29 protein-coding genes and 1 tRNA gene are annotated in these 26,544 nt (G+C 61.7%); 9 read left to right on the forward strand and 21 right to left on the reverse strand.

Annotation, left to right across the window (positions count from 1 at the left end):
* Positions 1-84: 84 nt before the first annotated feature.
* Both IP79_RS14765 and IP79_RS14770 read right to left on the reverse strand, forming a co-directional pair.
* Positions 85-735: a glutathione S-transferase family protein gene (locus tag IP79_RS14765; protein ID WP_054120080.1), complete on the reverse strand. Its 651-nt coding sequence runs from the start codon at positions 733-735 to the stop codon at positions 85-87.
* Between the two features lie 9 nt (positions 736-744).
* Positions 745-1,692, reverse strand: a complete 948-nt coding sequence (locus tag IP79_RS14770) for a DUF808 domain-containing protein (RefSeq protein ID WP_054120081.1) — start codon at positions 1,690-1,692, stop codon at positions 745-747.
* Between the two features lie 212 nt (positions 1,693-1,904).
* On the opposite strand from IP79_RS14770, the gene rpsF reads away from it, so the two are divergent.
* The 5 genes from rpsF to IP79_RS14795 all read left to right on the forward strand — a co-directional run bounded on the left by rpsF (position 1,905) and on the right by IP79_RS14795 (position 5,465).
* Positions 1,905-2,270, forward strand: coding sequence for a 30S ribosomal protein S6 (gene rpsF, locus IP79_RS14775; RefSeq protein WP_054120082.1), 366 nt, complete (start codon positions 1,905-1,907; stop codon positions 2,268-2,270).
* Positions 2,270-2,494, forward strand: a complete 225-nt coding sequence (gene rpsR, locus IP79_RS14780) for a 30S ribosomal protein S18 (protein ID WP_017665523.1) — start codon at positions 2,270-2,272, stop codon at positions 2,492-2,494. The genes rpsF and rpsR overlap by 1 nt, the downstream gene beginning before the upstream one ends.
* A 13-nt stretch (positions 2,495-2,507) precedes the next feature.
* On the forward strand, positions 2,508-3,113 hold the full coding sequence (gene rplI, locus IP79_RS14785; RefSeq protein WP_054120083.1) for a 50S ribosomal protein L9: 606 nt from the start codon (positions 2,508-2,510) through the stop codon (positions 3,111-3,113).
* A gap of 110 nt (positions 3,114-3,223) precedes the next feature.
* Positions 3,224-4,687 carry an AMP nucleosidase gene (locus tag IP79_RS14790; RefSeq protein WP_267886229.1) on the forward strand — a complete coding sequence of 488 codons (1,464 nt, stop codon included), beginning with the start codon at positions 3,224-3,226 and terminating at the stop codon, positions 4,685-4,687.
* A gap of 10 nt (positions 4,688-4,697) precedes the next feature.
* A complete protein-coding gene (locus IP79_RS14795; protein ID WP_054120104.1) occupies positions 4,698-5,465 on the forward strand; it encodes an SDR family NAD(P)-dependent oxidoreductase in 768 nt (255 codons plus the stop codon).
* A 136-nt stretch (positions 5,466-5,601) separates the two neighbouring features.
* Here IP79_RS14795 and rimK read toward each other — a convergent pair whose 3' ends face one another.
* The 19 genes from rimK to IP79_RS14890 form a co-directional block, all read right to left on the reverse strand.
* Positions 5,602-6,507, reverse strand: coding sequence for a 30S ribosomal protein S6--L-glutamate ligase (rimK, locus tag IP79_RS14800; RefSeq protein WP_054120085.1), 906 nt, complete (start codon positions 6,505-6,507; stop codon positions 5,602-5,604).
* Between the two features lie 24 nt (positions 6,508-6,531).
* Entirely contained in the window at positions 6,532-6,981 is a 450-nt protein-coding gene (locus IP79_RS14805) for an ATP-dependent zinc protease (protein WP_054120086.1), read from the reverse strand.
* A 2-nt stretch (positions 6,982-6,983) separates the two neighbouring features.
* Positions 6,984-7,994 (reverse strand): YncE family protein, encoded by a 1,011-nt coding sequence (locus IP79_RS14810; protein WP_054120087.1) that lies wholly within the window; start codon positions 7,992-7,994, stop codon positions 6,984-6,986.
* Positions 7,994-9,853 (reverse strand): M2 family metallopeptidase, encoded by a 1,860-nt coding sequence (locus IP79_RS14815; protein WP_054120088.1) that lies wholly within the window; start codon positions 9,851-9,853, stop codon positions 7,994-7,996. Before IP79_RS14815 ends, IP79_RS14810 begins: the two co-directional genes overlap by 1 nt.
* Before the next feature lie 80 nt (positions 9,854-9,933).
* Positions 9,934-10,689 (reverse strand): alpha/beta fold hydrolase, encoded by a 756-nt coding sequence (locus tag IP79_RS14820; protein WP_054120105.1) that lies wholly within the window; start codon positions 10,687-10,689, stop codon positions 9,934-9,936.
* A gap of 10 nt (positions 10,690-10,699) precedes the next feature.
* Positions 10,700-11,272, reverse strand: a complete 573-nt coding sequence (locus tag IP79_RS14825) for a hypothetical protein (protein ID WP_054120106.1) — start codon at positions 11,270-11,272, stop codon at positions 10,700-10,702.
* Positions 11,273-11,351: 79 nt separating this feature from the next.
* Entirely contained in the window at positions 11,352-12,377 is a 1,026-nt protein-coding gene (locus IP79_RS14830) for an aspartate-semialdehyde dehydrogenase (RefSeq protein WP_054120089.1), read from the reverse strand.
* Between the two features lie 95 nt (positions 12,378-12,472).
* Positions 12,473-14,701: a S9 family peptidase gene (locus IP79_RS14835; RefSeq protein ID WP_054120090.1), complete on the reverse strand. Its 2,229-nt coding sequence runs from the start codon at positions 14,699-14,701 to the stop codon at positions 12,473-12,475.
* 166 nt (positions 14,702-14,867) lie between these two features.
* Positions 14,868-15,236: a 50S ribosomal protein L19 gene (gene rplS, locus IP79_RS14840; protein ID WP_054120091.1), complete on the reverse strand. Its 369-nt coding sequence runs from the start codon at positions 15,234-15,236 to the stop codon at positions 14,868-14,870.
* Positions 15,233-16,072, reverse strand: coding sequence for a tRNA (guanosine(37)-N1)-methyltransferase TrmD (trmD, locus tag IP79_RS14845; protein WP_054120092.1), 840 nt, complete (start codon positions 16,070-16,072; stop codon positions 15,233-15,235). The genes rplS and trmD overlap by 4 nt, the downstream gene beginning before the upstream one ends.
* On the reverse strand, positions 16,069-16,569 hold the full coding sequence (locus IP79_RS14850) for a hypothetical protein (RefSeq protein WP_054120093.1): 501 nt from the start codon (positions 16,567-16,569) through the stop codon (positions 16,069-16,071). Before IP79_RS14850 ends, trmD begins: the two co-directional genes overlap by 4 nt.
* Positions 16,560-17,546 (reverse strand): carbon-nitrogen hydrolase family protein, encoded by a 987-nt coding sequence (locus IP79_RS14855; RefSeq protein ID WP_054120094.1) that lies wholly within the window; start codon positions 17,544-17,546, stop codon positions 16,560-16,562. The genes IP79_RS14850 and IP79_RS14855 overlap by 10 nt, the downstream gene beginning before the upstream one ends.
* Before the next feature lie 22 nt (positions 17,547-17,568).
* Positions 17,569-18,387 (reverse strand): TIGR04222 domain-containing membrane protein, encoded by an 819-nt coding sequence (locus IP79_RS14860; RefSeq protein WP_054120095.1) that lies wholly within the window; start codon positions 18,385-18,387, stop codon positions 17,569-17,571.
* Between the two features lie 303 nt (positions 18,388-18,690).
* Positions 18,691-19,017 (reverse strand): hypothetical protein, encoded by a 327-nt coding sequence (locus tag IP79_RS14865; protein WP_054120096.1) that lies wholly within the window; start codon positions 19,015-19,017, stop codon positions 18,691-18,693.
* Positions 19,018-19,022: 5 nt separating this feature from the next.
* Positions 19,023-19,532, reverse strand: coding sequence for a ribosome maturation factor RimM (gene rimM, locus IP79_RS14870; RefSeq protein WP_054120097.1), 510 nt, complete (start codon positions 19,530-19,532; stop codon positions 19,023-19,025).
* The gene (gene rpsP, locus IP79_RS14875; RefSeq protein WP_054120098.1) at positions 19,532-20,053 is read right to left on the reverse strand and encodes a 30S ribosomal protein S16; all 522 of its coding nucleotides are present in this window, start codon (positions 20,051-20,053) and stop codon (positions 19,532-19,534) included. Before rpsP ends, rimM begins: the two co-directional genes overlap by 1 nt.
* Positions 20,054-20,114: 61 nt before the next feature.
* On the reverse strand, positions 20,115-21,593 hold the full coding sequence (gene ffh / locus IP79_RS14880; protein ID WP_054120099.1) for a signal recognition particle protein: 1,479 nt from the start codon (positions 21,591-21,593) through the stop codon (positions 20,115-20,117).
* Between the two features lie 128 nt (positions 21,594-21,721).
* Positions 21,722-21,797 (reverse strand) — tRNA-Ala (locus IP79_RS14885).
* Between the two features lie 89 nt (positions 21,798-21,886).
* A complete protein-coding gene (locus IP79_RS14890) occupies positions 21,887-22,219 on the reverse strand; it encodes a TIGR02300 family protein (protein WP_054120100.1) in 333 nt (110 codons plus the stop codon).
* A 173-nt stretch (positions 22,220-22,392) separates the two neighbouring features.
* On the opposite strand from IP79_RS14890, the gene aroA reads away from it, so the two are divergent.
* The 4 genes from aroA to rpsA all read left to right on the forward strand — a co-directional run bounded on the left by aroA (position 22,393) and on the right by rpsA (position 26,521).
* Positions 22,393-23,712 carry a 3-phosphoshikimate 1-carboxyvinyltransferase gene (aroA, locus tag IP79_RS14895; RefSeq protein ID WP_054120107.1) on the forward strand — a complete coding sequence of 440 codons (1,320 nt, stop codon included), beginning with the start codon at positions 22,393-22,395 and terminating at the stop codon, positions 23,710-23,712.
* Positions 23,709-23,981, forward strand: a complete 273-nt coding sequence (locus IP79_RS14900) for a CBU_0592 family membrane protein (protein ID WP_054120101.1) — start codon at positions 23,709-23,711, stop codon at positions 23,979-23,981. The genes aroA and IP79_RS14900 overlap by 4 nt, the downstream gene beginning before the upstream one ends.
* Positions 23,978-24,598, forward strand: a complete 621-nt coding sequence (gene cmk / locus IP79_RS14905) for a (d)CMP kinase (protein ID WP_054120102.1) — start codon at positions 23,978-23,980, stop codon at positions 24,596-24,598. The genes IP79_RS14900 and cmk overlap by 4 nt, the downstream gene beginning before the upstream one ends.
* A 216-nt stretch (positions 24,599-24,814) precedes the next feature.
* Entirely contained in the window at positions 24,815-26,521 is a 1,707-nt protein-coding gene (gene rpsA, locus IP79_RS14910) for a 30S ribosomal protein S1 (RefSeq protein ID WP_054120103.1), read from the forward strand.
* Positions 26,522-26,544: the final 23 nt, after the last annotated feature.

Below are 26,544 nucleotides of genomic sequence, written 5' to 3' on the forward strand. Positions count from 1 at the left end.
TAATGGTGGCGACAAAGCCGCCATTCGCCTAACCACCCAGCACCGGTCATTCGCGTCGAATGGAGCCATGCCTGAAACCAGCCATCAGACCCGCTTGTCCTCCAGTGCCAACCGGCCCTCTTCCTCCCGCGCAATCGCCCGCTGGTATGCATCCCGCGTCGTCAGTCGTTTCCGATACGCCTTCAAACTCTCCGGCACGCCATCATCCAGCCCGACGCTTTCCGCCAGGATCAGCGCATAGCCGACGCAGATGTCAGCCACGGTGAACCTGTCCGCGCACAGGAACTCGCGCCCCTGCAAGCGCTGTTCGACCTTGACCAACCGCTTGTGGAACCACTTGGCATAGGCGACGCCCGCCTCCGCCCAGCCCTTGTCCTTCTCGAAGATTGCAAAGCGCATGTAGACCGTTTGCGGGAAGGTGATCGTGGCGTCGGCGTGGTAGGTGTAGTCAAGATACTCGCCGTAATCGCGCTCCCCCGGAGCAATCGCCAGCGGGGTGTAGCCGCCGCGGGTCGCCAGATAGTGCGCAATCGCGCAGCTTTCGGTCAGCCGGGTGTCGCCGTCCACCAGCAAGGGCACCGTGCCGAGCGGGTTCAACGCCATATATTCGGGTGCCAGATATCGCGGCGGAAACGGCAGGATCCTGAGATCGAAATCGACGCCCGCTTCCTCTGCCGCCCAAGTGGCGCGCAGGCCGCGGGAACGGGCGCAGGTATAAAGGACAGGTGTGGTCATGGCTGAGGACTAGTGGGCTTCCTTCGCCCCGACACCCAGCACTTTGTGCAGGACGACGGCGATGACCGCCCCCAGCACAAGCCCGACCACTCCGGACAGCGCCGCATAGGTCAGCCAGCCAGCCACTCCGCCGAGCGCTCCTGCAGCGGCGGCCACCACGCCTTCGGCACCGTGGATGACATCATACAGCGCGTGGAAGCCCACCTCGTGCGTGCCGTGAACGATTATGCCGCCTCCGACCCAAAGCATCGCGATAGTGCCGATGATCGACAATGCGGTGAGCAGTTTCGGCACAAACCGCAGCAAAAATTGGCCGATCGACTGCTTCCATGCATCCGCCTGTTTGGTAAGATAAAGCCCCACATCATCGATCTTTACGATGACCGCGACTGCGCCATACACCGCGACGGTGACGATAATCGCCACCAGCGCCAGCGCCAGTCCGCGTTCCCACCACACATCGAGTTCGAGTGCGGCGAGCGTGATCGCCATGATCTCGGCCGACAGGATCAAGTCGGTGCGGATCGCACCGCCCACGCGCTCGTTCTCGAAGGCAACCGGATCGACGATCTCGTCTTCCAGCGTCGCGCCGTGCTTCGCCAGCCCGAGCTTTTCGAGCACCTTTTCCGCCCCTTCATAACACAGGAACGCCCCTCCCAGCATCAGCAGCCAGATGATCGCCTGTGGTAGGAACTCGGACAACAGGATCGCGCCGGGCAGCAGGATTAGCAGCTTGTTCTTTAAACTGCCTTTGGTGATCTTCCAGATGATCGGCAGCTCGCGCGCAGGGCTGAGGCCAGTGACATAACTGGGCGTGACAGCCGCATCGTCGATCACGACACCCGCTGTTTTGGAGCCAGCTTTACCGGCGGCAACCGCGATATCATCGATCGACGCGGACGCAGCGCGCGCGATTACCGCTATATCATCCAGCAAAGCGACCAGACCTGATGGCACTAACAACCCCCCTATTTACGAATCGCGTCTGACGAAGCAGCTTGCCGCGTTCATGGCTCCTGCCCGACAAGACTTGCAAATGCACGCCAAAGCTGTATGGGCGCACCCTTCGCATGGGAACCGCCCGGCGATTGATCGAAGAAAGCCGGAGGGGCCCTGCGCAAGGCGCGCAGATCAGCCAGCGATCGGCATTGAAGTGAAAGGACGCGAAGATGGCGCTCTATGAGCACGTCTTTCTCGCACGTCAGGATCTGAGCCAGGCTCAGGTTGACGCGCTGGCGGCGCAAGCCACCGAAATCGTCGAAGCAGGAAGCGGCAAGGTCACCAAGACTGAAACTTGGGGTCTCAAGTCGCTTGCCTACAAGATCGAACGCAATCGCAAGGCGCATTTCGTGCTGCTCAACATCGATGCACCGGGTTCGGTCGTCGCCGAGCTCGAGCGTCAGACCCGTATTAACGAAGACGTCATCCGTTACATGACCATCCGCGTGGAAGAGCACGAGGAAGGCCCGTCCGTGATGATGCGCAAGAACGACCGCGAGCGTAAGCGCCGCGAAACCCGTGAGGAGCGCGACTGATGGCACGCCCGTTTTTCCGCCGCCGCAAGTCCTGCCCGTTCGCGGCCAAGGACGCCCCGAAGATCGATTACAAGGACGTGCGCCTTCTGCAGGGCTTCATGTCCGAGCGTGGCAAGATCGTGCCTTCGCGCATCACTGCCGTTTCCGCAAAGAAGCAGCGTGAACTCGCCCAGGCGATCAAGCGCGCGCGCCAGATCGGCCTGCTTCCCTTCATCGTGAAGTAAGAGGAGAAAGAACATGGATATCATTCTCCTCGAACGTATCGAGAAGCTCGGTTCGATCGGTGATGTTGTCACCGTGAAGGATGGTTACGCTCGCAACTTCCTGCTCCCGCAGAAGAAGGCCCTGCGTGCCAACGAAGCCAACAAGAAGGTTTTCGAAGCCAACCGTGACCGGCTCGAAAAGGAAAATGCCGAACGCCGCGGCGATGCCGAAAAGCAGGGCGAAAAGGTTGCGGGCGCAGAAGTGGTGCTGATCCGCGCTGCCTCGAACGCCGGCCAGCTTTACGGTTCGGTCAGCGTGCGCGATATCGTTGCCGGTCTCGCCGAGCAGGGCCACGATGTCGACAAGCGCATGGTGATCCTGGGCGCGCCGATCAAGAACATCGGGATGCACAACGTGACCGTTGCCTTGCACCCTGAAGTTCGCGTGACGGTGAAGGCCAACGTCGCCCGTTCGGATGACGAAGCCAAGCTGCAGAGCGAAGGCGTGGACGTGCTGGCCGCAATGTTCGAAGACGAACAGCGCGCCATCGAAGAGCAGGCCGATGCCACCCGCATCGAAGCCAACCTCGAACCGGGCGAAATCCCGGCCGAGATGCTTGAAGACAACGACGACGATTGATCGCTCCGGCCTTCCAAGGGCACATGAATTCAAAAGGGCGCGAGGATCGGATGCGATCCTCGCGCCCTTTTTGTAAACAGAGGCTGGACCTGCAGCCCTGACGCTGAAAGATAACAACAAAGGAGCAAACAGCGCCCATGATCGATATTCCCGCCATCCTCGCCCAGCTTCAGCAGCATTATGACGACGCGGTGCGCACCCTGCGCGACGATGTGATCGCATTTGGCCGGGACGGCACCATTCCCCCGCAGCGAAAGCGCGAAGATGGCAGCTATGCCTATCCCCAGATCACTCTGCGCTATGCCGGGATCGGCGCCCCGCGCGATCGCAGCCGCGCATTCGGCAGGCTGGAAATGCCCGGCACCTACGCTACCACGGTAACCCGGCCAGACTTGTTCGCGCATTACCTCACCGAACAGCTTCAACTCATTGCCGATGAATATGAAATCAAGATTACCGTCGAACGTTCGCGGCAGGAAATACCCTTTCCCTACGTGCTCGACGGGGAAGCGGGGGCGGCGATGGTCGGCATTGCACCCCAGGACATTGCGACCCATTTTCCCTCCACCGACCTGGCACTGATCGGCGATGAACTCGCCGACGGGATCGAATTCGACGATTATCAGGATATGCCGCTGTCGCTGTTCGATGGCCTGCGGACCGACTACTCGCTTGCGCGGCTGAAGCACTATACCGGCAGCGAAGTCAGCGACTTTCAGGATTTCATCCTGTTTACGAACTATCATCGCTATGTCGATGAATTCGTGAACTGGGGTGCAACGCAGATCGGTAACGATGGCTATGTCGCCCTGACCGGCGCTGCTGGGCTCGACATCCGCACGCCAACCCCGCACGCACAGGATCAGCTCAACGATACCGCATGGCGCCGCCACCAGATGCCTGCCTATCACCTGATCCGAGAGGACGGGCGCGGGATCACTCTGGTCAACATCGGCGTCGGCCCTTCCAACGCCAAGACGATCTGCGATCACCTTGCAGTGCTGCGACCGCACGCCTGGATGATGATCGGCCATTGCGGCGGCTTGCGGTCAACCCAGAAAATCGGCGATTTCGTGCTGGCTCACGCCTATCTTCGCGATGACCACGTTCTTGACGCGGTTCTCCCACCGGAAGTGCCGATCCCGCCGATTGCGGAAGTGCAACAAGCACTGGCCGGCGCGGCAGAGGCAGTTTCCGGCGTCCAGGGCGCAAACCTGAAACAGCGGATGCGAACCGGCACGGTCGTGACCACTGATGATCGCAACTGGGAGTTGCGCTATTCCTCGTCGGCCAAGCGTTTCTCGCAAAGTCGCGCCATTGCCATCGACATGGAGAGCGCGACTATCGCCACGCAGGGCTATCGCTTCCGCGTTCCATACGGGACGCTGCTCTGCGTGTCGGACAAGCCCTTGCACGGCGAGATCAAGCTGCCGGGGCAGGCCAACAAGTTCTACGAAGAAGCCATCGCCGCTCACCTGCAAATCGGAATTACCGCCGTTTCCCGCCTGCGCGACGAGGGCGACCGGCTCCACTCGCGCAAGCTGCGTGCGTTTAATGAGCCGCCGTTCAGGTGAGCCGCTGATCATGTCCGGACCTAACCGTTCGCGTTCCATCGCCGGCCGCATCGCCATTGTCACAGGAGCGGCCGGCGGCATGGGGCGCGCCACGGCAAAGCTGTTTGCGGCCGAGGGCGCAAAAGTCGCGGTCATCGATCTTGATCTTGCCGCCTGTGAGGCGGTGGCGAAAGAGTGCGGACCGCAGGCCCGGCCCTATGCCCTTGATTTGGCACAAGACGGCGCGATCATGCCGATCGTGACGCAGATCGCAGCTGACTTCGGAGGCATCGACATTCTGGTCAATAACGCCGGAATATCGAGTTTTTGCGCGCTCGACGATCCGGCCTACGAAAATGTCTGGCACCGTGCGCTTGCCGTCATGCTCACTGCACATCAACGGATGGTCCGCGCCGCGCTGCCGCATTTGCGCCAGAGCGATGCCGCCCGGATCGTCAATATTGCCAGCACCGAAGGCCTTGGCGCAACGTCCGGCGATACGCCCTATGTCGCTGCCAAATCCGGAGTTGTCGGTCTCACCCGCGGCCTCGCCGTGGATCTTGGCCCTGAAGGGATCACGGTCAATTGCATCTGCCCCGGCCCGATCCGCACCCCGATGACTGACACGATCGCCGAAGAGCACAAGGCGATCTTCGCCCGCCGCCGCACCGCGCTACGCCGCTATGGCGAGCCCGAGGAGGTTGCGCACATCACCCTGTCACTCGTATTGCCAGCGGCGAGTTACATCACCGGGGTGGCGATCCCGGTCGATGGCGGGCTGATGGCGCGCAATGCCTGAACCGGTTTGGGCATGCCGGCTAGATTGCTCTAGACCCCCGCTAGGTCGCTCCAGACCCCTGCTAGACCCCTTCCAGGCCCTCGTTGGCTCTGTGTTTCACGTGAAACATTACCGGATCGCGGAGCTAGAGGGGGCGCTATCCCCGGCCCTTGGTCTTGGTCTGCCCGTCCTTGGCATGGGCGGCAATGAAATCGATGATCTGCCCGGCAATGTCTTTGCCGGTCGCGCTCTCGATCCCTTCCAGGCCGGGCGACGAATTGACTTCCATGATGACGGGGCCGTGATTGCTCCGCAGCATGTCCACCCCGCACACGTTCAGCCCCATGCGTTTGGCCGCGCGAACGGCGGTCGAGCGTTCTTCCGGGGTAATCTTGATGACCTGCGCGCTGCCGCCGCGGTGGAGGTTTGACCGGAAATCGTCGGGTGCGCCGGTGCGTTTCATCGCCGCGACGACCTTGCCGCCCACCACCAGCGCGCGGATATCGGTGCCGCCGGCTTCCTTGATGAATTCCTGCACAAGGATGTTGACGTTCGCGCCACGAAATGCCTCGATCACCGACTTGGCGCTGCTCATGGTCTCGGCCAGTACGACGCCGATACCCTGGGTGCCCTCGATCAGTTTGATTACTACCGGCGGGCCTTTGACCGCCTTGATGATCTCCTCGGCCTGCTTCGGATCATTGGCATAAGCCGTCAACGGCAGACCCAGCCCGTGCTTGGCTAGGATCTGAAGGCTGCGCAGCTTGTCCCGGCTGCGCCCAATGGCGACGCTTTCATTGAGCGACCAGATGCCGCGCATTTCGAACTGCCTGAGGATAGCGAGGCCATAATTGGTGATCGAGGCCCCGATCCGCGGAATCACGGCATCATAAGCGGCAATCGGCGCGCCATTGTAGAACACCTCGGGACGGTGGCTGGCGATATGCACTGTGCAGCGCAGCGTATTGAGAATGTCGAGCGTGTGACCGCGCGCCTCCGCCGCTTCCTGCAGACGCCTGTGCGAATAAAGATTGGCATTGCGGGCCAGCATCGCGATTTTCATGAAATACCTTTCGAGTCCGGTGATCTACCGGCGGATGCGCCCCTTATGCGCTATCTCAGGTGATTGCAGCCAAGAATGTCCGCTATCCACCACCATCCGCCGTCTGAGCGCAGTGCGCCCGATCAGCATCGGGAATTGCATCTGGGAACGGTTCGCGAGGCTGATTTCCGCCCGGAAGGAAAGCTTACCGATTGTCAGAGGCGTCTTTATGACAAAGCGCGTCTGCTTGTCGCCGTTCGATGAGGTAATGCCGCGCACGTCGACATGAACCGCTTCACATAACCGGCGCACGCCGCCCCAATCGACAGCGAAGCGCACAAAGCGTTCGCCGTCGCGCTGGAAATCATCGACCACGTCGGCGTGAAGCGCGGATGTACGGGCACCGGTATCGATCTTGGCCGGAATATTCGCCAAACCAAGCTCGGGAAGGCTGACGAGCTCGCGCCACCCGACGACCATAAGGGGCTTGGGCATGTTCAAGGCAGGATCGCCATCCCATCCCCGCCCTCGCCTACCTTCAACCGGCGCAGCACGGAGCCGCTGGCGTAATCGACTTCGGCTACGGTGTCGCTGGCGGTTTCAGCGACATAGATCCGCTTGCCATCCTTCGACCACAGGATTGTCACCTGAAACCGCGCCTCGGCTTCCGCCGGGCTGGAGACAGCGATGGTGCGGATCACCTTTGCGGTGGCTGTATCGATGACGCTGAGGCTGCCATCCTGAAGATCGCTGGTCACCGCGACATCGCCTTGCGGGCGCACTGCGATACGCAGGGGAAAAGCCCCGGTGGCGACAGTTCCGCGCACCTCCATCGTCTGCGGATCGAGCGCGAAGGCCTGATTGGAACCGCGAGCGGAGACCCACAGGGTTGTTCCGTCGGGTGAAAGAGAAATGCCTTCCGGCTCATCGCCCACGGTCACCGAAAGCGACGGCGCTCCACCAGACAGATCGATCCGTGTCACCGTGCGCGAACCGAGATCGGTGGTCCATACCGTATTTGCATCGGGGCTGGCGGCCAGCATGTGGCTGCCCTGCCTGCCGGTCACGAAGAAGGTGATGTCGAAATTTGCCGCGAGGGGACGACGAATCCGAACGACTTCCTGCTTGCCTTCTGCCGTTGCGTAAATGTTGCCGTTCTCGTGCCAGATGATGCCGTGCGGGCGGGCATTTTCACCCAAATCATAGCTGGCTCTCCGTTCCAAATCGCTGGTGCGGAAGATGTCGACACTCGTCCCGCCGTAGCAGGCGAGCGCGACGTGGAGACCATCGGGCGAGGTCGCCAGTTCGTGCGGGTTGGTGCAGCTTGGCAAGCGCAGCACTTCCTCGCCTGTCGCAAGGTCGATCTTCGACAGCGTGTTGCCGCGCTTGGCCGCGACGAACAGGGTCGGTGGCATCGACGCCCCCTCCCCGTCCGGCGCTTCGAGCGGCGCACAGGCGGTCACCACCAACAGCGCGCCAACGGCGATGATGCCGCCCCCGAAGCGCATCACCAGCCCGCAACCTCGCCCTTGTTCTGCTCTTCCAGCCACGCCATCAGCGGGGCGAAGTATTCGACCATCGCGGTGCCGTTCATCTGGCGCTCGCCAGTGAAGGCTTCCAGCGCGTCGGGCCAAGGCTTGGATGCGCCCATTGCCAGCATTTCATCCAGCTTCGCACCGACATCCTTGTTGCCGTAGAACGAGCAACGGTGCAGCGGCCCTTCCCACCCCGCGGTATCGCAGGCCGCCTTGTAGAACTGGAATTGCAGCAGCCGCGCAAGGAAGTAGCGGGTGTAGCTGACATTGCCGGGAATGTGATATTTCGCACCAGCATCGAAGCCGTCGACCGGGCGTTCAACCGGGGCGACAACACCTTGATATTCGCGGCGAAGATCATTCCAGCCGGTATTGGTCGCAGCCTCGGGGATCGATCCGTCGAACAGGCCCCAGCGATAGCGGTCAAGCAGCAGGCCGAAGGGGAGGAATGCGACCTTGTCCATCGCCTGACGCAGCAGCAGACCGATATCCTTGTCGGCGCTCGGCACCTGCGAGGGGTCCAGCATGTCGATCTGCACCAGATAATCGGGTGTGATCGACAGTGCGATCATATCGCCGATCGCCTCATGGAACCCGTCATTCGCGCCGGTCAGATAGCTGAAGTCCTGCTTGTTATAGGCGCGCTGATAATAGTTGTGACCAAGTTCATGGTGGATGGTGATAAAATCATCCGCATTGGGCTTGATGCACATCTTGATGCGCAGATCATCGACATTGTCGATGTTCCAGGCCGAAGCGTGGCACACCACTTCGCGGTCAGCCGGCTTGGTGAACTGCGAACGCTCCCAGAAAGTCACAGGCAGTTCCTCAAAACCCAACGAGGAAAAGAATTGTTCGCCCACCTTGGTCATGCCGACCGCGTCGAGGTTCTTCTTGGCGATCAGATCGGTGAGGTCATAGCCGATATCGCCTGCACCTTCAGGGGCCACCAGCGGATAGATATTGCCCCATTCCTGCGCCCACATGTTGCCGAGCAGATCGGCACGGATCGGGCCGGTGCGCGGCTGCACCGCATCGCCATACTTGGCATTAAGCTTGGCCCGGACATAGGTGTGAAGCGCGACGTAAAGCGGCTTGACCTCCTGCCACATCCGCTCGGTTTCGGCAGCGAACTGGTCGGGGCTCATATCATATCCCGAACGCCACATCGCGCCCAGATCGTCAAAGCCCAGTTCCTTGGCGCCCTCGTTCGCTATGCCGGTCATGCGGGTATAGTCAGAACGCATGGGCGCGCCGACATTATCGTGCCAGCTTGCCCACATTTCCTTCAGTTCGTCAGGCGAGCGTTCAAGGTTGCCCATCTCGGCCTCGATGTCGCTGCCGTTGATCGGCTGGCCATTGAGCGTTCCCCTGCCACGTCCATAAGCCGAACCAAGACGGGTGGCGATGTCGTTCATTTCCTCCGCCGCACCGGGCGTTCCGGGTGCTGGCATGGAAATGCTGGTGCGCAACATATCAAGCTTGCGGGTGGTTTCCGCGTCCAGCCCGGCCACGCGGGCGTAACGCGCGGCTTCGTTAGCGTAAGCGACCTGTTTTAATGTCAGCTGCGCGCCATACTTGGCCGCCATCGTGTCGCTATCATGATTGATATAGGTCGCGTTCAGCCATGAAATATGGCCATACTCTACCGAGAAAGCTGCCAGATCGGCTTCGACTGCCGCAATCCAACGTGTCACGCCTTCAGGCGTTTCAGGATACATTTCGGCGGCGGCAGTTGCAGGGGCGGCAGCATTTTGCGCAACCAATGGTGCGGCCGCAGTCATGGCCAGCGCAGCGACAGCACAGCGCAGCATGGATGGTGTGGTTTTCATGGGCAGGGGTTCCCGTAGTCCAGTGTGTGACAATGGCGGGAGGTGTGGACGTTGCCGCCGAGGGAATCAAGCGGCCCGCGCTAGGTGGAGAGGAAGTCCACGATTGCCGCACCCAATTCAGGCTTGGTCACGCTGTTGAGGTGATTGCCGGACACTTCGATATAGCGGGCATCCGGCAGCAGCGCCGCAAGTTCGGGCGCGGAGCCGTTGTCCTGATCCTCGTCACCGCAGATCACCCCGGTCGGCATGGTGATGTTCGCGAGGCTCGTCAAATCGAAATCATCCATCGCATCCAGCAGCAATCGCGCTGCCACCCGGTCAACCCCTTGCGACTTCAAAAAGGTGCGCGCGATATAGGCCGGATCACCGGGCCTGATCGTGTCAAATTCGTCGATCACCCGTTTGAAGTGGGCTGCGCGCCGTTGCCACTCGGCCAGACCCGCCACTCCCATGCCGCAAATAGCCAGGCGGCGCGGTTCGAGAATGCCGTTCGCTACTGCATGTACAGCCGTGCGCGCGCCGAGCGAAAAACCGACAAGGTCAAAGCCGCCAGGCTCCAATCCCAGATGATCGGCCAGCGCTGTCACATCGCGCACCAGCACCCCGTTCGGGTAGGCCTCCGGATCATGCGGCGCCGCGCTGTCACCATGCACACGGAAATCGAGCATGACCGCGCGAAAACCCGCCGCCGCCAATCGCGCGCCGTGACCCCACTTGATCCAGTTCATGTGGGCTGACGAAAACAACCCATGCAGCAGGATGACAGGCCGGCCCTCGCCTTCCGAGTGGAAAGCAAGACTGGTGTCGTCGAAACTCGCGAAATGCTCGGTGATGATCACGCGCCGTTCACCGGAAGAAACACTGCGTTCCGGCGTAGAGCATCTCGACAGCATCGCCATCGAGGAACCCCCCGATACGGTCGCCCAGCGCGAACTCCTCGCCAAGCGTGCTCCCCTCGACGCGGGCAAAGCCGAGCGCGGCTTCGGCGATGCTGCGGGCCGAACCGATCTGCACTTCCCCCGCCAGCTTCACGATCCCGGTTGCGGGTCGATCTCCATCCTGCGCGAGATGCCAGTTCCAGCCAACCAGGCGGCTGTCTTGGAAATGGACCGTCAATCCGCCCGCATAATCGGTGAAGGTAACAGGGCCGGCACCGCATTCTGCGTTAGAGCCCGAACGAAGCGAAGCGCCCACAGTCTTTGCCAGCGCAGCCTCGACCTCTTTCTGACCGGCAGCAAAGTAGAACGCTTCCGTGCCCGCAGTCAGCCCTTCGCTGCGCAGCTCGACAACATTGTCGGCCACCGGTGCCTCGACACCTTGCGTCTGCTGGCGTTCAACCGGACTCGGCACCTCCCCGCTGTCACAGCCGCCCAATGCGAGCGCGCCTGCCAAAGCGAGAAAAACGAGGTTACGGTTCATGCTTTCGTCCTTTTCCACCAGTGAGCACCGCTGACCAGAGGCAACGCCAGCCTTGCGCCTTAGCCACCGGCAACGTGCCCTACCCCTTCTTCAGGTGCCGCCGCCCGAGCAGCTCGGCAATCTGCACCGCATTAAGCGCAGCGCCCTTGCGCAGGTTATCAGAGACACACCACAGGGTGATGCCGTTCTCGACCGTCGGATCTTCACGCACGCGGCTGATGAAGGTCGCGGCATCGCCCACGCATTCGACGGGGGTAATGTATCCGCCATCTTCACGCTTATCGATCAGCATCACTCCAGGTGCTTCGCGCAGGATGTCCATTGCCTGTTCGGCCGAAATCTCGTTTTCGAATTCGATATTGACCGCCTCGGAATGGCCGACAAACACCGGTACGCGCACGCAGGTGGCGTTCAGCTTGATCTTGGGATCGAGGATCTTCTTGGTCTCGACCACCATCTTCCATTCTTCCTTGGTCGAACCATCATCAAGGAAGCTGTCGATGTGCGGGATAACATTGAAGGCGATCTGCTTGGTGAACTTCGACGGCTCCACCGGATCGCCGACGAAGATCGCACGGCTTTGCTGGAACAGCTCGTCCATGCCAGCCTTGCCCGCACCGGAAACCGATTGGTAGGTCGAAACTACCACCCGCTTGATCGTCGCAAAGTCGTGCAGCGGCTTCAGCGCGACCACCAACTGCGCGGTCGAACAGTTGGGATTGGCGATGATGTTGCGCGCGGTGTAGCCATCGATCGCGTCCGGGTTCACTTCCGGAACGACCAGCGGCACGTCCGGGTCCATCCGGTAAAGCGACGAATTATCGATCACGATGCAGCCGGCAGCAGCAGCTTTCGGCGCATATTCTTTGGCTGGGCCAGAACCTGCCGCGAACAGCGCGATGTCCCATCCCGCCCAGTCAAAATGCTCGATATTCTTGCACTTGAGCATCTTGCCGGTGTCACCGAATTCCACCTCGGTGCCCACCGAGCGCGAAGAGGCGACCGCAGCCACCTCGTCGCACGGAAACTCGCGCTCGGCCAAGACCTGCATCATCTCGCGCCCGACATTGCCAGTCGCGCCGACCACTGCCACCCGGTAACCCACTTGGCATTCTCCTATCATTTCGCAGGTGCGAAATAGCGCAGGGTGCGCCCAGCGCAACTGCTATCCTCACCATGAAGACCTATTCGCCGCTGCGATCACTCGGGGGGCGTTACCCCATGGCTCTCGAGAAAGCGCATGATGCTGTTCCACACGTGCGGGCCGATTTTCGGGCCCGACACGCGGTGGGTGTAGCCGGGATAGAGCATCATTTCGAACGGTACGTTGTTTTCCTGAAGCACGGAGACGAGTTCAGACGAATTTTCGAACACAACGTTGTCATCCGCCATGCCGTGGATCAGCAGCAGCGGATCGCTGATTTTGGTGGCTTCGGGAATGGCGCTCGCCTTTTCGTAGGCTTCCGGCACCTCGCGCGGATCACCCATGTAGCGTTCAGTGTAGTGGGTATCGTAAAGCTCCCAGCGGGTCACCGGAGCGCCCGAGATGCCCGCCGCATAGAGGCCGGGATCGGCTTCCAACTGCTTCAGCGTCATGTAGCCGCCATAGGACCAACCATAGATCGCGACCTTGTCCGGATCGACGAAATCAAGGATCTTGAGGAACTCCGCCCCAGCTTTCTGGTCGCGCACCTCGGCACCGCCCATTGCGCGATAGAGCGGCTGTTCGAAATCCACACCGCGATTGGCCGAACCGCGATTGTCGAGCTGGAACCAGATATAGCCCTTGTCGACAATTGCCTGCGCCAGCGTCCCGCCCCAGCCCTTGGTCACGGTTTGCGGCCCCGGACCGCCATAGTGCTGGAAGAACACCGGATAGCGTTTGCCGGGCTCCATTTTGGGCCGGAGCATCATCCAGTGCAGCGGCGTGCCGTCCTCGGCAGCAATTGTGCCATATTCGGGCGTGACATGGCTGGCGAGAAAGGGCGCGTAGGGATGCCTCCCCTCAATCCGGTTCTCCTCGATCCAGGCGACCTGATTGCCGTCCGGTGTGGCGAGATAGGATTGCGAAGGCTGCGTAGAGTTAGAGCGGGTGACGTAAAGCAGCCGCCCGGCCCCATCCATGCTGGCGCTGTTGGTGTAGGCGGGATCGGTGAGGCGTTCCGGCTTCCCCGCCCCGTCGAGCCGGGCGCGGTAGATCTGCTGGGTGAGAACGTCTTCGGTCGCCTGATAGGTGAAGGTACCGCCTGCCTCGTCCACGCCGACCAGCGAAGTGGTGGGCGAGGTGCCGCTGGTGAGTTGGCTCCATTGCCCGGCATCATAAATGTAGAAATGGCCGTAGCCATCGCGCTCGGACCACCACAGCAGGCGGCCGTCCTTGAGGAAACGGTAGTTGTCCGAAAGGTTTACCCAGTAATCGGGCCGTGCAGCCTTCTCGGTGAACCATATAGCGCTCGCGCCCGTGGCTGGATCGATTCTCAGCACATCGGTCTTCGTCTGCGCACGGTCTTGGCGCTGGACATAGATTGCGCTGCCATCGGGTGCCCAGTCGACGCGGGCGACGTATATGTCGATGTTCAGCCCGAGATCGACCTTGACGCTGTTCCCGCCATCCGGGTCCATGACATAGAGTTCAACCACCGCATTATCCGTGCCTGCGGCCGGATAGCGTTGGTCGAACACCTTGGTGCCAGTCGCGCCGATCGCTGCGCGGGTGACGATGCCCACAGAAGCCTCGTCGGTGCGCTGCACGACGATGCGCGCGTCGTCCGGGCTCCACCAGTAGCCTTGCAGCCGAGCCATTTCTTCCTGCGCGACGAATTCCGCCTCGCCCCAGCGGATCGTCTCGGCCTCGTCCTTCGGAGTAATCGGCGCGGCCTCACCGCCAACCGGCCCGACCCACAGTTGCCGGTCGCGCACGAAGCTGACGAAGTTGCTTCTGCTGGAAAGTTTGGGGTTCAGTTCGGTGCCCTCGGTGTCCGTCAGGCGGGCAACCGTGCCATCAAGCTTCGCCAGGAACAGATCGCCATCCAGCGGCACCAGCACGCCGGAACCGTCGCTCGCCCACTGGTAGCTGATAATGCCCTTGAGGCTGCCGACGCGCGCGCGTTCGCGCTGCATCTTTTCGTCCTCGGACAGTTCGCGCCCGCTTCCGAGCGCCTCTGAATCCACCAGCATCCGCCATTCGCGGGTCTCGATGTCAAAGCCCCACAGGTCATAGCGCTCACGATCATCATCGCGGTTGCGCAACAGCGTGAGATAGCTGCCATCGGGCGACAGCTTCACCTGCCGGGGTGCCGGGCCATCCAGGCCGGGGGAGGCGAAGACGCGTTCGAAGCTGAGCGTGGGGGCGGTGTCAGGCATCGCTGCGTCCTCCGCCATCACGGGGACACTGAACAAAACGGCAGCAGCAAAAAAAATCGAACGCATTCAAGGCCCACCTCGTCATTGCGAGCCGCCGATAGGCGGCGCGACAATCCAAGGCCTGACCATGGATTGCTTCGCTGAGGCTCGCAATGACGAATTGATGATTGCCCCAAAGCAAAAGGGCGGCACCTTCCGGCACCGCCCTTGGTAAATGCTGGCTTTGAAAGCCTTACGCCTTGGGCGCGAAGTCGCGGCGCTCGACGATACGTGCGCTCTTGCCGGTGCGGCCACGCAGGTAATAAAGCTTCGCACGACGCACCACGCCGCGGCGAACCACGGTGATGCTTTCGACGATCGGCGAGTAGAGCGGAAAAACGCGCTCGACGCCTTCGCCGAAGCTCATCTTGCGTACGGTAAAGTTGCTGCCCATGCCGCGGTTCGAACGGGCGATCACGACGCCTTCGTAGTTCTGAATACGCTCGCGGTTGCCTTCCTTCACCTTCACGCCGACGCGGACGGTGTCGCCTGCGCGGAATTCGGGGATGTCCTTGCCGGACTTGGCGATTTCTTCGGCTTCAATCTGCTGGATCAGGTTCACTGGTCCGGTTCCTTGTCTTTTCGCCGCGCGCCAGAGGCAGGCTGGACCCGAACGTCCTTGTGACGTTCCCAAAGGTCTGGCCTGCGTAACCGTGTGTCGTTCTCGCTTTGCAGCTTGCGCCACGCCGCGATCTTCGCATGATCCCCCGATCGCAGCACTTCGGGGATCGTGCGCCCTTCCCATTCCTGAGGTCGGGTATAGTGCGGGTATTCGAGGAGGCTTTGTTCAAAGCTCTCCTCATCCCCGCTGGAAGCCGCGCCCATTACGCCGGGAAGCAGCCGAATGCAAGCGTCAAGGATAGTGAGCGCCGCCATCTCTCCGCCCGACAGAACGATGTCGGCTAGGCTGACCTGCTCGATCTCCGGACGCGCCTCGAACAGGCGTTCGTCGAAGCCTTCGAAACGGCCGCACAGGATGATGACGCCGGGGCCGCTGGCGAGTTCGCGGATGCGCTGTTGGGTGATCGGTTTCCCGCGGGGGGTCATGGCGAGGATCGGTCGCACCACCCCTTCCCCGTTCGTGTCGAGCGAAGTCGAGACACCCTGACTAGCCACCGCATCGCTGTCTCTCGACTTCGCTCGAGACGAACGGAGTTCTTCCTGACCCGTCACGCTGTCCAAAGCCCGCGCCAGCACATCACACTTGAGCACCATCCCCGCCCCGCCGCCGGCGGGCGTATCATCGACGGTGCGGTGCTTGTCGGTAGCAAAGTCGCGGATCTGCAACGTCTCGCAGGCCCACTTGCCCTCGGCCATGGCACGGCCCGCCAGCGAAACGCCGAGCGGCCCGGGGAACATCTCCGGATAGAGCGTGAGGATGGTGGCGGCGAAGGTCATTTGCGCCGCAGGAACGCCCAGACGGCTTTCCAGAACTTTGCTTCCAGCACCATCAGCCGGGCGATCAATTCCGGTATCGCGAATTCGCGTTCGAGCGTCTTGGCGTCGGCGCCGCGACGATAGACCGCGCCGATCACCTTCCAGAAAATCCAGCCTTCGAAAGCCAGCACCCCGATCATCGTCACATTGCGCAGGGCCGAAAGCTCGCCGATGATGAACTGGTTTGGCTCAGGAACGATCCAGCGGGACGCGAACAGCCCGATCCCGGCGACCCCCAGGGTTCGAAGCATCCGCGCTTTGGGTGTCAGTTCACTGCGGAAGGCGGCCAAATAGATGGCTGGCATGAACACGCACAGATCAAACAGGGCGACCCACTCACTCCGCGGATAGGCTGTCCAGTCGAGGCTTCGGGCGAATGCCCACTCGATGGCGACCGCCACGGGCAAAGCAATCAGAAAGAACCACTTTTCGCGCGGCTTTTGCAGCTTCAGTTCCATTGGATGCCCTCCTTCGGTTGTGTGTCGATGCGCAAATCAAACCCATCGGGCCGCGCATAGTGCCCATCGGTGTCGAGGTTCGCCAACCCCTCGGCCACCTCGGCCAGATCGAGTTCGGCGAAGAGCGTTTCCTCCCCCTCGCCCGCCTGCGCGATCACGCGGGTATCGGGGGCGGCGATCAGCGAGCCGCCGCGGTTGAGCACCTCGCCGGGGATCGCCTCCAGCAATTCGCGCGCCGCATCATGAGTCCTTGTTGCGCTACCGCCTTCGGCTACTTGAGCGCGGCCAACCCGCTCCAGCCCGTCGAACAAATCGTCCTTCGCCTGCACCAGCCCTGCCGCCAGCACAAAACACCGCCCCTCCATCGCATAGTGCCGCGAGGCAATCGCGTGGCTCTCACGCACCGTAGGCCACGCAGCGATATGCACATCCTCGCCCAGATTATGCATCGCCGCGCGCGCCAAGGGCATCCAGTGTTCCCAGCAGATCAGCGTCCCGACGCGGCCCCATTCGGCCTGATGCACGCCCAGCGTCGAGCCATCGCCTCGCGCCCAGATCAGGCGCTCGCCATGGGTTGGCACCAGTTTGCGGTGATCCAGCACCGGCAGACCGGGGCGAAAGGTCATCTGGTTGTTGACGAGGCTGCGGCGCACCCGCTCATGCGTGCCGATGCTGATGATCGCCCCGCTCGCGTCGGCCAGTTCCTGCAAGGGCAATAACCGTTCGTCATTGGCGACCACCGCCTGTTCGAGCATGATCGCATGCAGCGCGCGCGTGCCGGGATGACCCCACAGAGCCGCGCCGGGCGCTTCGTCGAGCCACAGCGGATAGCCGCCCAGAAAGGTCTCGCCAAAAGCCACCGCCCGCGCGCCGCTATCGATGGCTTCGCGCGCGAGGACCACAGCCTTTTCGATCCCCGCCTGAAAATCGAGCGGGATCGGCGCGGCTTGGACAACAGCGACATTCAGCTTCGTCATGGTCGCCGCTTACGCTGCGAATTCAGCCCCCGCAACCGTCGCAGCCACCATCGCCGCCGTCGCCCCCGTCGCCGCCATCGCTATCACCTTTGCCAGCTCCTACGCCTTTGTGCCGAAGGGCATGGACAGGCTCCCATGGCGTGCCCACCAGTACGCCGGTACCAAACAAAGCCACTGCCATTGCCGCCTCGCTTGCTTGCGGCGCGCGGCGCAATCGCGAAGCGCTTTCGCGCCGACGCCGCACAGCTTCGATCCCGGCGGCGGTGCGCTGATCGAACTTGATCAAGCGGATCAGGGCCAGCACCGCGGTAATCACCAGCAAGACGATAAGAAAGCCTGTCGGCTCGCCAAGGGCAGAGCCTGCCCGCTGACGATAAAGACCGATCATAGCCAGTGTCATGAGAGGCGTGACCGAAAGCCAGCGGAATCGGGTTAATTGTTCGGGGCCCAACATCAGGCCTTCGCGCCGCAGCCGCGCAGCGATCCGGGCCGCGTGGATCGCAAGCGCACTGTGAGCTTCATCGTGGGAAAATGGGGTGCGGGTCGCAAGCAAGGCGCGGCCAGATGGGCTGGCAGGCAATCCCGGCTCGACTACCGAAAACTTGCCATTGCCAGTTTCCGTGAGCCCACCGCGCGTAAAAAGATCGGCGATCACCGAATCGGTATGGCTCGCCCGCCCGCCGACCAGCAGGGCAATGTCTTCAGCATCAGCCGATTCGCCTAGACCACCTTCGCCGCGCAGTTGCGCCGGCACCCACCATGCGGCCAGTGTCGCAACCAGCAAGAGCATGATGTAAAACAGCAGAAAATCGCCGCCCGTCCATGACGAGAACAGCTGCATCACATTATCCTTCCCGCGAGCCAGCCCACCATGAGGAGGGTCAGACCCAGCGCCAGAGCGACCCGGCGTGGAAGAAACATACCATCCGAAAAGTTAACACGCACCCCAACGGATCGGCGACAAGACGCTTATGGGCATCCGGCCAGATCGTCTCTGGCGGCGTGGCGCCGAACCTGGCCTCATAAGCGGCCAGAATTGCAGCATACTGACTGTAAAACCGGTGACGCTTTGTGGTGCGGCCCCTTGTTGGGCCGTGATGCGATGCCATAGGGGATCATCTCGGCCCGCACCTGCATCGACCCGCTATGCGAACACTTGCGGGTCAAACTGCGTCGACTGGTCAAGCCTTCGTGTAGCGAAATGGGCAATGGGCCAAGCCATACCGCTGGATATGCTCATAAGTATGGCAATCACCGCCACCAATTCGGTTCCTGACCGTACCCCGCCATCGAACAGCATTATGGCGAACATCGGCAGGACCAACGTCAATGGACCGCCAAGCGTAGCTGCGACGACTCTGGTTGAACGACGGGTCGCACCAAAGATGAAGTGCGCCAGCAATACAGCACCCAACGTCACCATGACGAGGACCACAACGAAGAGGAAAAGACCGAATAGACCGAAGACCATACCGCTCAGCCTTCGGCGAAAGCAGCTCCGATCACAAGCCGGTGCTCATCCCATTCGATCACCGCAGCAGGGATCATGGGTACCATGAAGGTCTTCGGCCCCTTTAAGGGCACGGGATCCCGTGTGATTTCGATGATGTCGGTCGCACCGAAATTCTCGATTGCCAGCACGGTTCCGACAGCATCACCGGCATCGGTAACGACCGGCAGTCCGAGCAGGTCGGCGTGGTAGAATTCGTCCTCTGCCAGAGGAGGCAGTGCGTCGCGGGTGACGGTCAGCGCGGTGCCACGCAGACGCTCGGCATCCCCGCGCGATGAGCTTTCGGCAAAACGTGCAACCGCCCCACCCTTGCCGTCATCGCGCACCTTGATCAACGTTAGCGCGCCATCGTTGAAGCTTTTGTGGCAGGACAGCGCGGCTACGCTGTCGCCAAACAACTTCAGGCGCACCTCGCCCGCCACCCCGTGTGCGCCGACAATAGCGGCAAGGGTGACGGGCTTGGTCACTGCGGCAATCAGCCTGCAGTCTTTTCGTCAGTTGCAGCTTCGTCGGCAGCCGCAGCTTCTTCAGCAGCGGGCGCTTCTTCGGCAGCAGGTTCTTCAGCAGCCGGCGCTTCTTCGGCAGGTTCTGCTTCAGGAGCGGGAGCGGCAGCGGCGGCTTTGGCTTCTTCTTCAGCCGCGCGGGCGGCTTCTTCGGCTTCGGCAATCTTGGCCGCACGCTCTTCAGCGCGATCCTTGGCCTTTTCGCCGGGCTCGCCCTTCTTCGGGTTCGAGCGAGCGGCGCGTTCCACGATACCAGCAGCGTCGAGGAAACGTGCAACACGGTCTGTCGGTTGCGCGCCAACACCCAGCCAGTAACGGGCCCGGTCTTCGATCAGCTTGACACGCTCGCCGCTGTCCTTGGCGAGCAGCGGGTTATAGGTGCCGATCTGCTCGAGATACTTGCCGTCACGGGGAGAGCGGCTGTTGGCGACGACGATGCGGTAATAGGGACGCTTCTTGGCACCGCCGCGCGAAAGCCGGATGGAAATGGACATGGAATGCTACCTTTCGATTGAAATTGATTTGAATTGTTGAATTGAAAAAATTGAAATGAAACTACTTCTTGGTGCGCGGTGGACCGCCAAGGCCGGGCAGTCCGCCCATCCCGCCACCCATGCCGCCAGGCCCGCCGAGGCCAGGAAGGCCGCCTGCGCCGCCTCCCATGCCAGGCATCCCGCCCATCGGGCCGGCGCCGCCGCCGCCGAACATTGCTGCCAGCCCCTTAAGGCCGCCCATCTTCTTGATCTGCTTCATGGCGCGGGCCATTTCCTGATGCATCTTCAGAAGCTTGTTGACCGTCTGCACATCGGTGCCGCTGCCTGCCGCCACACGCTTCTTGCGCTTTGCATTCATGAGATCCGGGTTCGCGCGTTCCTTTGGCGTCATCGATCCGATGATCGCTTCCATGTGGATCAACACCTTGTCGTCCATTCCGGAATTGGCCATCGCTGCCTTGGCCTTCTTCATGCCCGGCATCATGCCCGCCAGCATCCCCAGCCCGCCCATGCTGCGCATTTGGCGCAGTTGCATGGCAAGATCATTGAGGTCGAACTTGCCCTTCTCGATATTGCGGGCAAGCTTTTCGGCGTCTTCTTCCTTGATCGTCGCTGCGGCGCGTTCAACCAGACTGACAACATCGCCCATGCCGAGGATGCGGTCGGCGACGCTGCCGGGGCGGAAGGGCTCGATCGCGTCGAGCTTTTCGCCAGTGCCGGCAAACTTGATGGGCTTGCCCGTCACAGCACGCATCGAAAGCGCCGCACCGCCGCGCGCATCGCCATCCATGCGGGTCAGCACCACGCCGGTCAGGGGCACTTCACTGCTGAAGTTCTGGGCTACGTTGACCGCGTCCTGACCTGTCAGAGAGTCGACGACCAACAGCACTTCATTCGGTGCCGAAACGCTGGCAACAGCCTTCATCTCGGCCATCAGCGCATCGTCGACATGCAGGCGGCCTGCGGTGTCCAGCAGGAGCACGTCGTAGTTTTGCAAGCGCGCCGCTTCCATCGCGCGTCGCGCAATATCGACGGGCTGCTGGCCGGCAACGATTGGCAGTGTCGCGATATCGACCTGCGTCCCGAGAACCGCCAACTGCTCCTGTGCCGCCGGACGGTTCACGTCGAGCGAGGCCATCAGTGCCTTCTTGCCGTGGCGTTCGCGGATCAGCTTAGCGAGTTTCGCAGTAGTGGTGGTTTTGCCCGAGCCCTGAAGGCCGACCATCATGATCACGACTGGCGGGCGGGCGTCGAGGTTAAGCCCCTCGGTCTCCATCCCTCCCAGCGTTGCCACCAGCTCGTCATGGACGATCTTGATGACCTGCTGGCCGGGCGTGACCGACTTCAGGACATCTTGTCCCACAGCCTTTTCGGTAACAGCATCAATGAAGCGGCGAGCGACCGGCAAGGCGACATCGGCTTCGAGCAGCGCGATCCGCACTTCGCGCATCGCATCGCGCACGTCCTGTTCGCGCAGCGCGCCGCGGCCCTTGAGCTTGTCAAAGACCCCGCCAAGACGGTCGGACAGCGTGTCGAACATCGCCAACTTCTCCTCGCCGACGCCGGAGCGTCCGCATCATGCGAAAAACGCCGGCGGACGAAACCTCGTCAGCCAGCGTTGCGAAAAGTCCCCTCCGGGGAAGCATTTTCGACTTTGATCAAGATGATTGGTGGAGCCTAGCGGGATCGAACCGCTGACCTCAACACTGCCAGTGTTGCGCTCTCCCAGCTGAGCTAAGGCCCCGAACCAGTCATCGTGCAAGCAGAACTAAAAGCGCCCTGCCTGCGGGAGGCGGCCATTAGAAGGGCCGCCATCCCATTGCAAGTGCAAAATCAGGATTCGTCGTCGTCGTCGTCGCCAGTGGTGGCAACGCCAAGATCGTCATCGCCACCAAGATCAACGTCGTTGTCTGGCGAATCGCCGTCTTCGTCGATGTCCTCGATGTCTTCCAGATCATCATCGTCACCGCCCAGATCGGAATCGGCTTCGACGTCCTTCTTCTTTTCTTCCTCGAACGGAATCGGCTGCTTGGACTTCAGCACTGGTTCGGGCGTCCACGTCTCGCCGCACTCGATGCAGGCGACCGGGTCTTCCTTGCCCAGATCGTAAAAACGTTCCCCGCACTTGGGGCAGGTACGCTTGGTACCCCATTCAGGCTTCGCCATTATCATTCCTCAAATCGGGCCGACCCTTGAAAAGCGGGCAGGCCAATTGGCTGCAAATTCGCGGGTGGATTGATTACAAAACTGGGTTCTGGCAATCCCATTATCAAGGGCACAGCCGGAGATCGCGGCGCGCCTTGCCAGAAGCGCAGGGCGCTGTCAAAGACCGCGACCTTATGACCAGCCACACCTTTGCCCCGCAAGGCCCGCTCACCGGCACGATCAGCGTCCCGGGCGACAAGTCGATCAGCCACCGCGCGCTGATGTTTGCCGGCCTTGCCGTGGGACAAAGCCGAATCACCGGCTTGCTCGAAGGCGAGGACGTGCTGGCGACAGCAGCTGCCATGCGCGCTTTCGGAGCGCAGATCGAGCGCGGCGCCGATGGCATCTGGACGGTATGCGGAGCGGGCTTAGGCAGCCTGCTGGAACCCAAACTGGCACTGGATATGGGCAATTCGGGCACCTCGACGCGCCTTTTGATGGGCCTTGTCGCCAGCCATGGTATCACTGTCACCTTTACCGGCGATGCCAGCTTGTCCGGGCGTCCGATGAGGCGCGTGATTGACCCGCTTGCGCAGATGGGCGCAAGCTTTGAAGCCAGCGCGGGCGGCACTCTGCCTATCATGTTGCGCGGAATTGCGCCCGCCGTGCCGATTACATACCGTCTGCCGGTGGCAAGTGCGCAGGTCAAAAGCGCGGTTTTGCTGGCGGGCCTCAACACTCCCGGAATCACTCGCGTAATCGAGCCGGTGGCGACGCGCGACCATACCGAGCGGATGCTGGCCGGATTTGGCGCGACGATAGAAGTGGGCAACGAAAACGGCGAGACGGTCATCAGCATCCACGGTGATGCCGACCTGAAGCCGATGGATGTGACCGTGCCCGCCGATCCCTCATCCGCCGCGTTCTTCATGGTGGCCGCAACCATTGTGCCGGGCAGCGATCTCATCATCCGTAATGTTGGCCTCAACCCGACGCGCGCCGGACTGCTCCACGTACTGCGCCAAATGGGGGCTGATATCGGGGAGCTTAACCCACGCGAGGTCGGCGGCGAGCCGGTTGCCGATCTGCGCGTGCGCCACGCGCAGCTAACGGGAATCGACGTTGACCCGTCCCTCGCTCCGGCGATGATCGACGAGTTTCCCGTGCTGTTTGTTGCCGCCGCCCTTGCTTCCGGCACTACCCGCACCACCGGTCTTGATGAGCTGCGCGTCAAGGAAAGCGACCGGCTTGCCGCAATGGCCACGGCGCTGACGCTGGCAGGTGTGCGGGTCGATGAGTACGATGACGGCCTGACCATCCACGGAAGAAGCGGAGAACCGCTGCCTGGCACTCCTGAAGGCGCAAGTGTCGCGACCCGCCTCGACCACCGTATCGCAATGAGCATGGCGGTGGCCGGCCTCGCCAGCATCAACGGCGTTTGCGTCGACGATACCTCGCCAATTAATACCAGCTTTCCGACCTTCATGGGCCTGTTGGATGAGGCAGCCGCGTGAACACGCCGCTCGATTGGCCCAGCATCATCGGTCTGTGCGGCACCGCCTGCATCATCGGCGCCTATGCCTATCTGACGCTGGCAAGGGCGACCAACCCGTTCCTTCTGCACGGCACCAATCTGGCAGGCGCGGCACTGCTGACTGTTTCGCTGGTTTATCATACCAACTGGGCAAGCCTTGTGCTTGAATTCTTCTGGGCCGCGATTGCGATTATCGGTCTGTTGCGAGCGTGGCGTGGTCGCACCCTATCCGAAGAGATTACGCAATGATCATCGCCGTCGACGGCCCCACCGCTTCGGGGAAAGGCACCATCGCCAAGGCGCTCGCCGCCCATTTCGGTTTGCCGCATCTCGATACCGGGCTGCTCTACCGTGCAGTTGGGCGGCAGGTACAGTTGAACGGCGGCGACCCCGACCATGCAGAACAGGCGCTGGCTGCCTGCGATTTTCCCGTCGACTTGCTGGACGATGACACCCTGCGGTCTGAAGAAGTCGGCGGCTTTGCGAGCCGGGTTTCTGTGCATCCGGGCGTGCGCGGCGCGCTTTACGAACGCCAGCGCGCCTTTGCATTGCAGGACGGCGGCGCAGTGCTCGACGGACGCGATATCGGCACGGTGATCGCGCCCGAAGCGCCGGTTAAGCTGTTCATCACGGCCAGCGTGGCTGAACGCGCTCGCCGCCGCTGGCTCGAGATGACAGGGCGCGGGATCGTGGTGCCTCTCGCCGCAATCGAGCATGACATCGCGGCCCGCGACGCACGCGACATGGGCCGCAAGGATGCCCCGCTGACCGCCGCTGCCGATGCTCTGGTGCTCGACACCACCCACTTCGACCGTGATCAGGCAATAGAGGCAGCCATTGAAGCCGTGCAGGCGCGGATCGGCTGACCGTCTATTTCCTTGCATTTTGGGCCGCCCTCGCCTAGGCGCGCGGCCGTTCAGGCAATCCTTGGTGATTGAAGAACCTCCGCGCAATCGCATCCGGCGGCGCGGAGAAGTCGGCCTCTTGCCCTGCCAGCCCGCGCAATGGTGCACGGGAAGCAGTTTAAGACCCCGGAAAAACCGGTGGCCGGTAGCACAACGAACACAGGACTAAACTAGCCTATGGCAACCCAGATGCCCACGCGCGCCGATTTCGAGGCGATGCTTAACGAACAACTCGGCGGTGCCGGCGAAGATGGCTTTGAAGGCCGCGTCGTCAAGGGAACCGTCACTGCGATCGAAAACGGCTTTGCCGTGATCGACGTCGGCCTCAAGAGCGAAGGCCGCATCTCCCTCAAGGAATTTTCGCGTGGCGAAGACGACCACGGCCTGACCGTCGGCGGCGAAGTCGAAGTCTTCGTTGACCGCGTCGAGAACGCCGACGGCGAAGCCATGCTGTCGCGTGATCGTGCCCGCCGCGAAGCTGCCTGGGACAAGCTGGAAAGCGAATTTGGCGAAGGCAAGCGCGTCGAAGGCCGCATCTTCGGCCGCGTCAAGGGCGGCTTCACTGTCGACCTCGATGGCGCCGTGGCCTTCCTGCCCGGCTCGCAGGTCGACATCCGCCCGGTGCGTGATGTTACCCCGCTGATGGACATTCCGCAGCCCTTCCAGATCCTCAAGATGGATCGCCGCCGCGGCAACATCGTGGTTTCGCGTCGCGCCGTGCTCGAAGAAACCCGCGCCGAACAGCGCAGCGAGTTGATCAACGATCTGGTCGAAGGCCAGGTGATCGACGGTGTGGTGAAGAACATCACCGATTACGGTGCGTTCGTTGATCTCGGCGGTATTGACGGCCTGCTGCATGTCACCGACATGAGCTACAAGCGCGTCAACCACCCAAGCGAAGTCATCAATATCGGTGACACCGTGACGGTTCAGATCGTCCGCATCAATGCTGACACGCAGCGTATCAGCCTTGGCATGAAGCAGCTGGAAAGCGATCCTTGGGATGGCGTTGCAGCCAAGTATCCGGTCGGCGCGAAGCTTTCGGGCCAGGTGACCAACATCACCGAATACGGCGCCTTTGTCGAACTCGAAGCCGGCATCGAAGGCCTTGTCCACGTTTCGGAAATGAGCTGGACCAAGAAGAACGTCCATCCAGGCAAGATCGTCTCGACCTCGCAGGAAGTCGAAGTGATGGTGCTGGAAGTCGACAGCGAAAAGCGCCGCATCAGCCTCGGTCTCAAGCAGGCCCAGCGCAATCCGTGGGACGAGTTCGCCGAGAAGCATCCGGTTGGCAGCGAAGTCGAAGGCGAAGTCAAGAACGCCACCGAATTCGGCCTGTTCATCGGTCTCGATGGCGACGTCGACGGCATGGTGCACATGTCGGATATCGCCTGGGGCATCTCCGGCGAGGACGCACTGGCACTTCACCGCAAGGGCGAAATGGTCAAGGCAATCGTGCTTGATGTCGATGTCGACAAGGAGCGCATCAGCCTCGGCATGAAGCAGCTTGAAAAGGGCGCACCTTCGGCTGAAGGCGCAACCAGCGGCGGTTCGCTGCGCAAGAACCAGACTGTCACCGTCACCGTGCTCGAAGTGCGTGATGGCGGCCTCGAAGTGCAGGTTGGCGAAGACGGTGCAACCGGCTTCATCAAGCGCGCCGATCTTGGCCGTGATCGCGACGAACAGCGCCCCGACCGCTTCCAGGTTGGCAGCAAGATCGATGCGATGGTCATCGGTTTTGACCGCTCCAAGAAGCCTAACTTCTCGATCAAGGCGCGTCAGATCGCCGAAGAAAAGGAAGCTGTGGCACAGTTCGGATCGTCGGATTCGGGCGCTTCGCTTGGCGACATCCTGGGCGCCGCGCTCAAGAAGGGTCAGGATTGATCCTGATACGGCTCCCCCCCCCC

The organism is Porphyrobacter sp. AAP60 (genome assembly GCF_001296025.1).
Classification (GTDB): domain Bacteria; phylum Pseudomonadota; class Alphaproteobacteria; order Sphingomonadales; family Sphingomonadaceae; genus Erythrobacter.

Coding starts and splice junctions, on each gene's coding strand:
- IP79_RS14765 (WP_054120080.1), bottom strand. CDS start 735: ATGACCACACCTGTCCTTTATACCTGCGCCCGTTCCCGCGGCCTGCGC.
- IP79_RS14890 (WP_054120100.1), bottom strand. CDS start 22,219: ATGGCGAAGCCTGAATGGGGTACCAAGCGTACCTGCCCCAAGTGCGGG.
- IP79_RS14810 (WP_054120087.1), bottom strand. CDS start 7,994: ATGCGCTTCGGGGGCGGCATCATCGCCGTTGGCGCGCTGTTGGTGGTG.
- IP79_RS14825 (WP_054120106.1), bottom strand. CDS start 11,272: ATGAACCGTAACCTCGTTTTTCTCGCTTTGGCAGGCGCGCTCGCATTG.
- IP79_RS14835 (WP_054120090.1), bottom strand. CDS start 14,701: ATGCGTTCGATTTTTTTTGCTGCTGCCGTTTTGTTCAGTGTCCCCGTG.
- aroA (WP_054120107.1), top strand. CDS start 22,393: ATGACCAGCCACACCTTTGCCCCGCAAGGCCCGCTCACCGGCACGATC.
- ffh (WP_054120099.1), bottom strand. CDS start 21,593: ATGTTCGACACGCTGTCCGACCGTCTTGGCGGGGTCTTTGACAAGCTC.
- rimK (WP_054120085.1), bottom strand. CDS start 6,507: ATGAAAATCGCGATGCTGGCCCGCAATGCCAATCTTTATTCGCACAGG.
- IP79_RS14805 (WP_054120086.1), bottom strand. CDS start 6,981: ATGCCCAAGCCCCTTATGGTCGTCGGGTGGCGCGAGCTCGTCAGCCTT.
- cmk (WP_054120102.1), top strand. CDS start 23,978: ATGATCATCGCCGTCGACGGCCCCACCGCTTCGGGGAAAGGCACCATC.
- IP79_RS14850 (WP_054120093.1), bottom strand. CDS start 16,569: ATGGAACTGAAGCTGCAAAAGCCGCGCGAAAAGTGGTTCTTTCTGATT.
- IP79_RS14855 (WP_054120094.1), bottom strand. CDS start 17,546: ATGACGAAGCTGAATGTCGCTGTTGTCCAAGCCGCGCCGATCCCGCTC.
- IP79_RS14815 (WP_054120088.1), bottom strand. CDS start 9,853: ATGAAAACCACACCATCCATGCTGCGCTGTGCTGTCGCTGCGCTGGCC.
- rpsP (WP_054120098.1), bottom strand. CDS start 20,053: ATGTCCATTTCCATCCGGCTTTCGCGCGGCGGTGCCAAGAAGCGTCCC.
- rpsR (WP_017665523.1), top strand. CDS start 2,270: ATGGCACGCCCGTTTTTCCGCCGCCGCAAGTCCTGCCCGTTCGCGGCC.
- IP79_RS14795 (WP_054120104.1), top strand. CDS start 4,698: ATGTCCGGACCTAACCGTTCGCGTTCCATCGCCGGCCGCATCGCCATT.
- rpsF (WP_054120082.1), top strand. CDS start 1,905: ATGGCGCTCTATGAGCACGTCTTTCTCGCACGTCAGGATCTGAGCCAG.
- IP79_RS14865 (WP_054120096.1), bottom strand. CDS start 19,017: ATGGTCTTCGGTCTATTCGGTCTTTTCCTCTTCGTTGTGGTCCTCGTC.
- rpsA (WP_054120103.1), top strand. CDS start 24,815: ATGGCAACCCAGATGCCCACGCGCGCCGATTTCGAGGCGATGCTTAAC.
- IP79_RS14860 (WP_054120095.1), bottom strand. CDS start 18,387: ATGCAGCTGTTCTCGTCATGGACGGGCGGCGATTTTCTGCTGTTTTAC.
- rplI (WP_054120083.1), top strand. CDS start 2,508: ATGGATATCATTCTCCTCGAACGTATCGAGAAGCTCGGTTCGATCGGT.
- trmD (WP_054120092.1), bottom strand. CDS start 16,072: ATGACCTTCGCCGCCACCATCCTCACGCTCTATCCGGAGATGTTCCCC.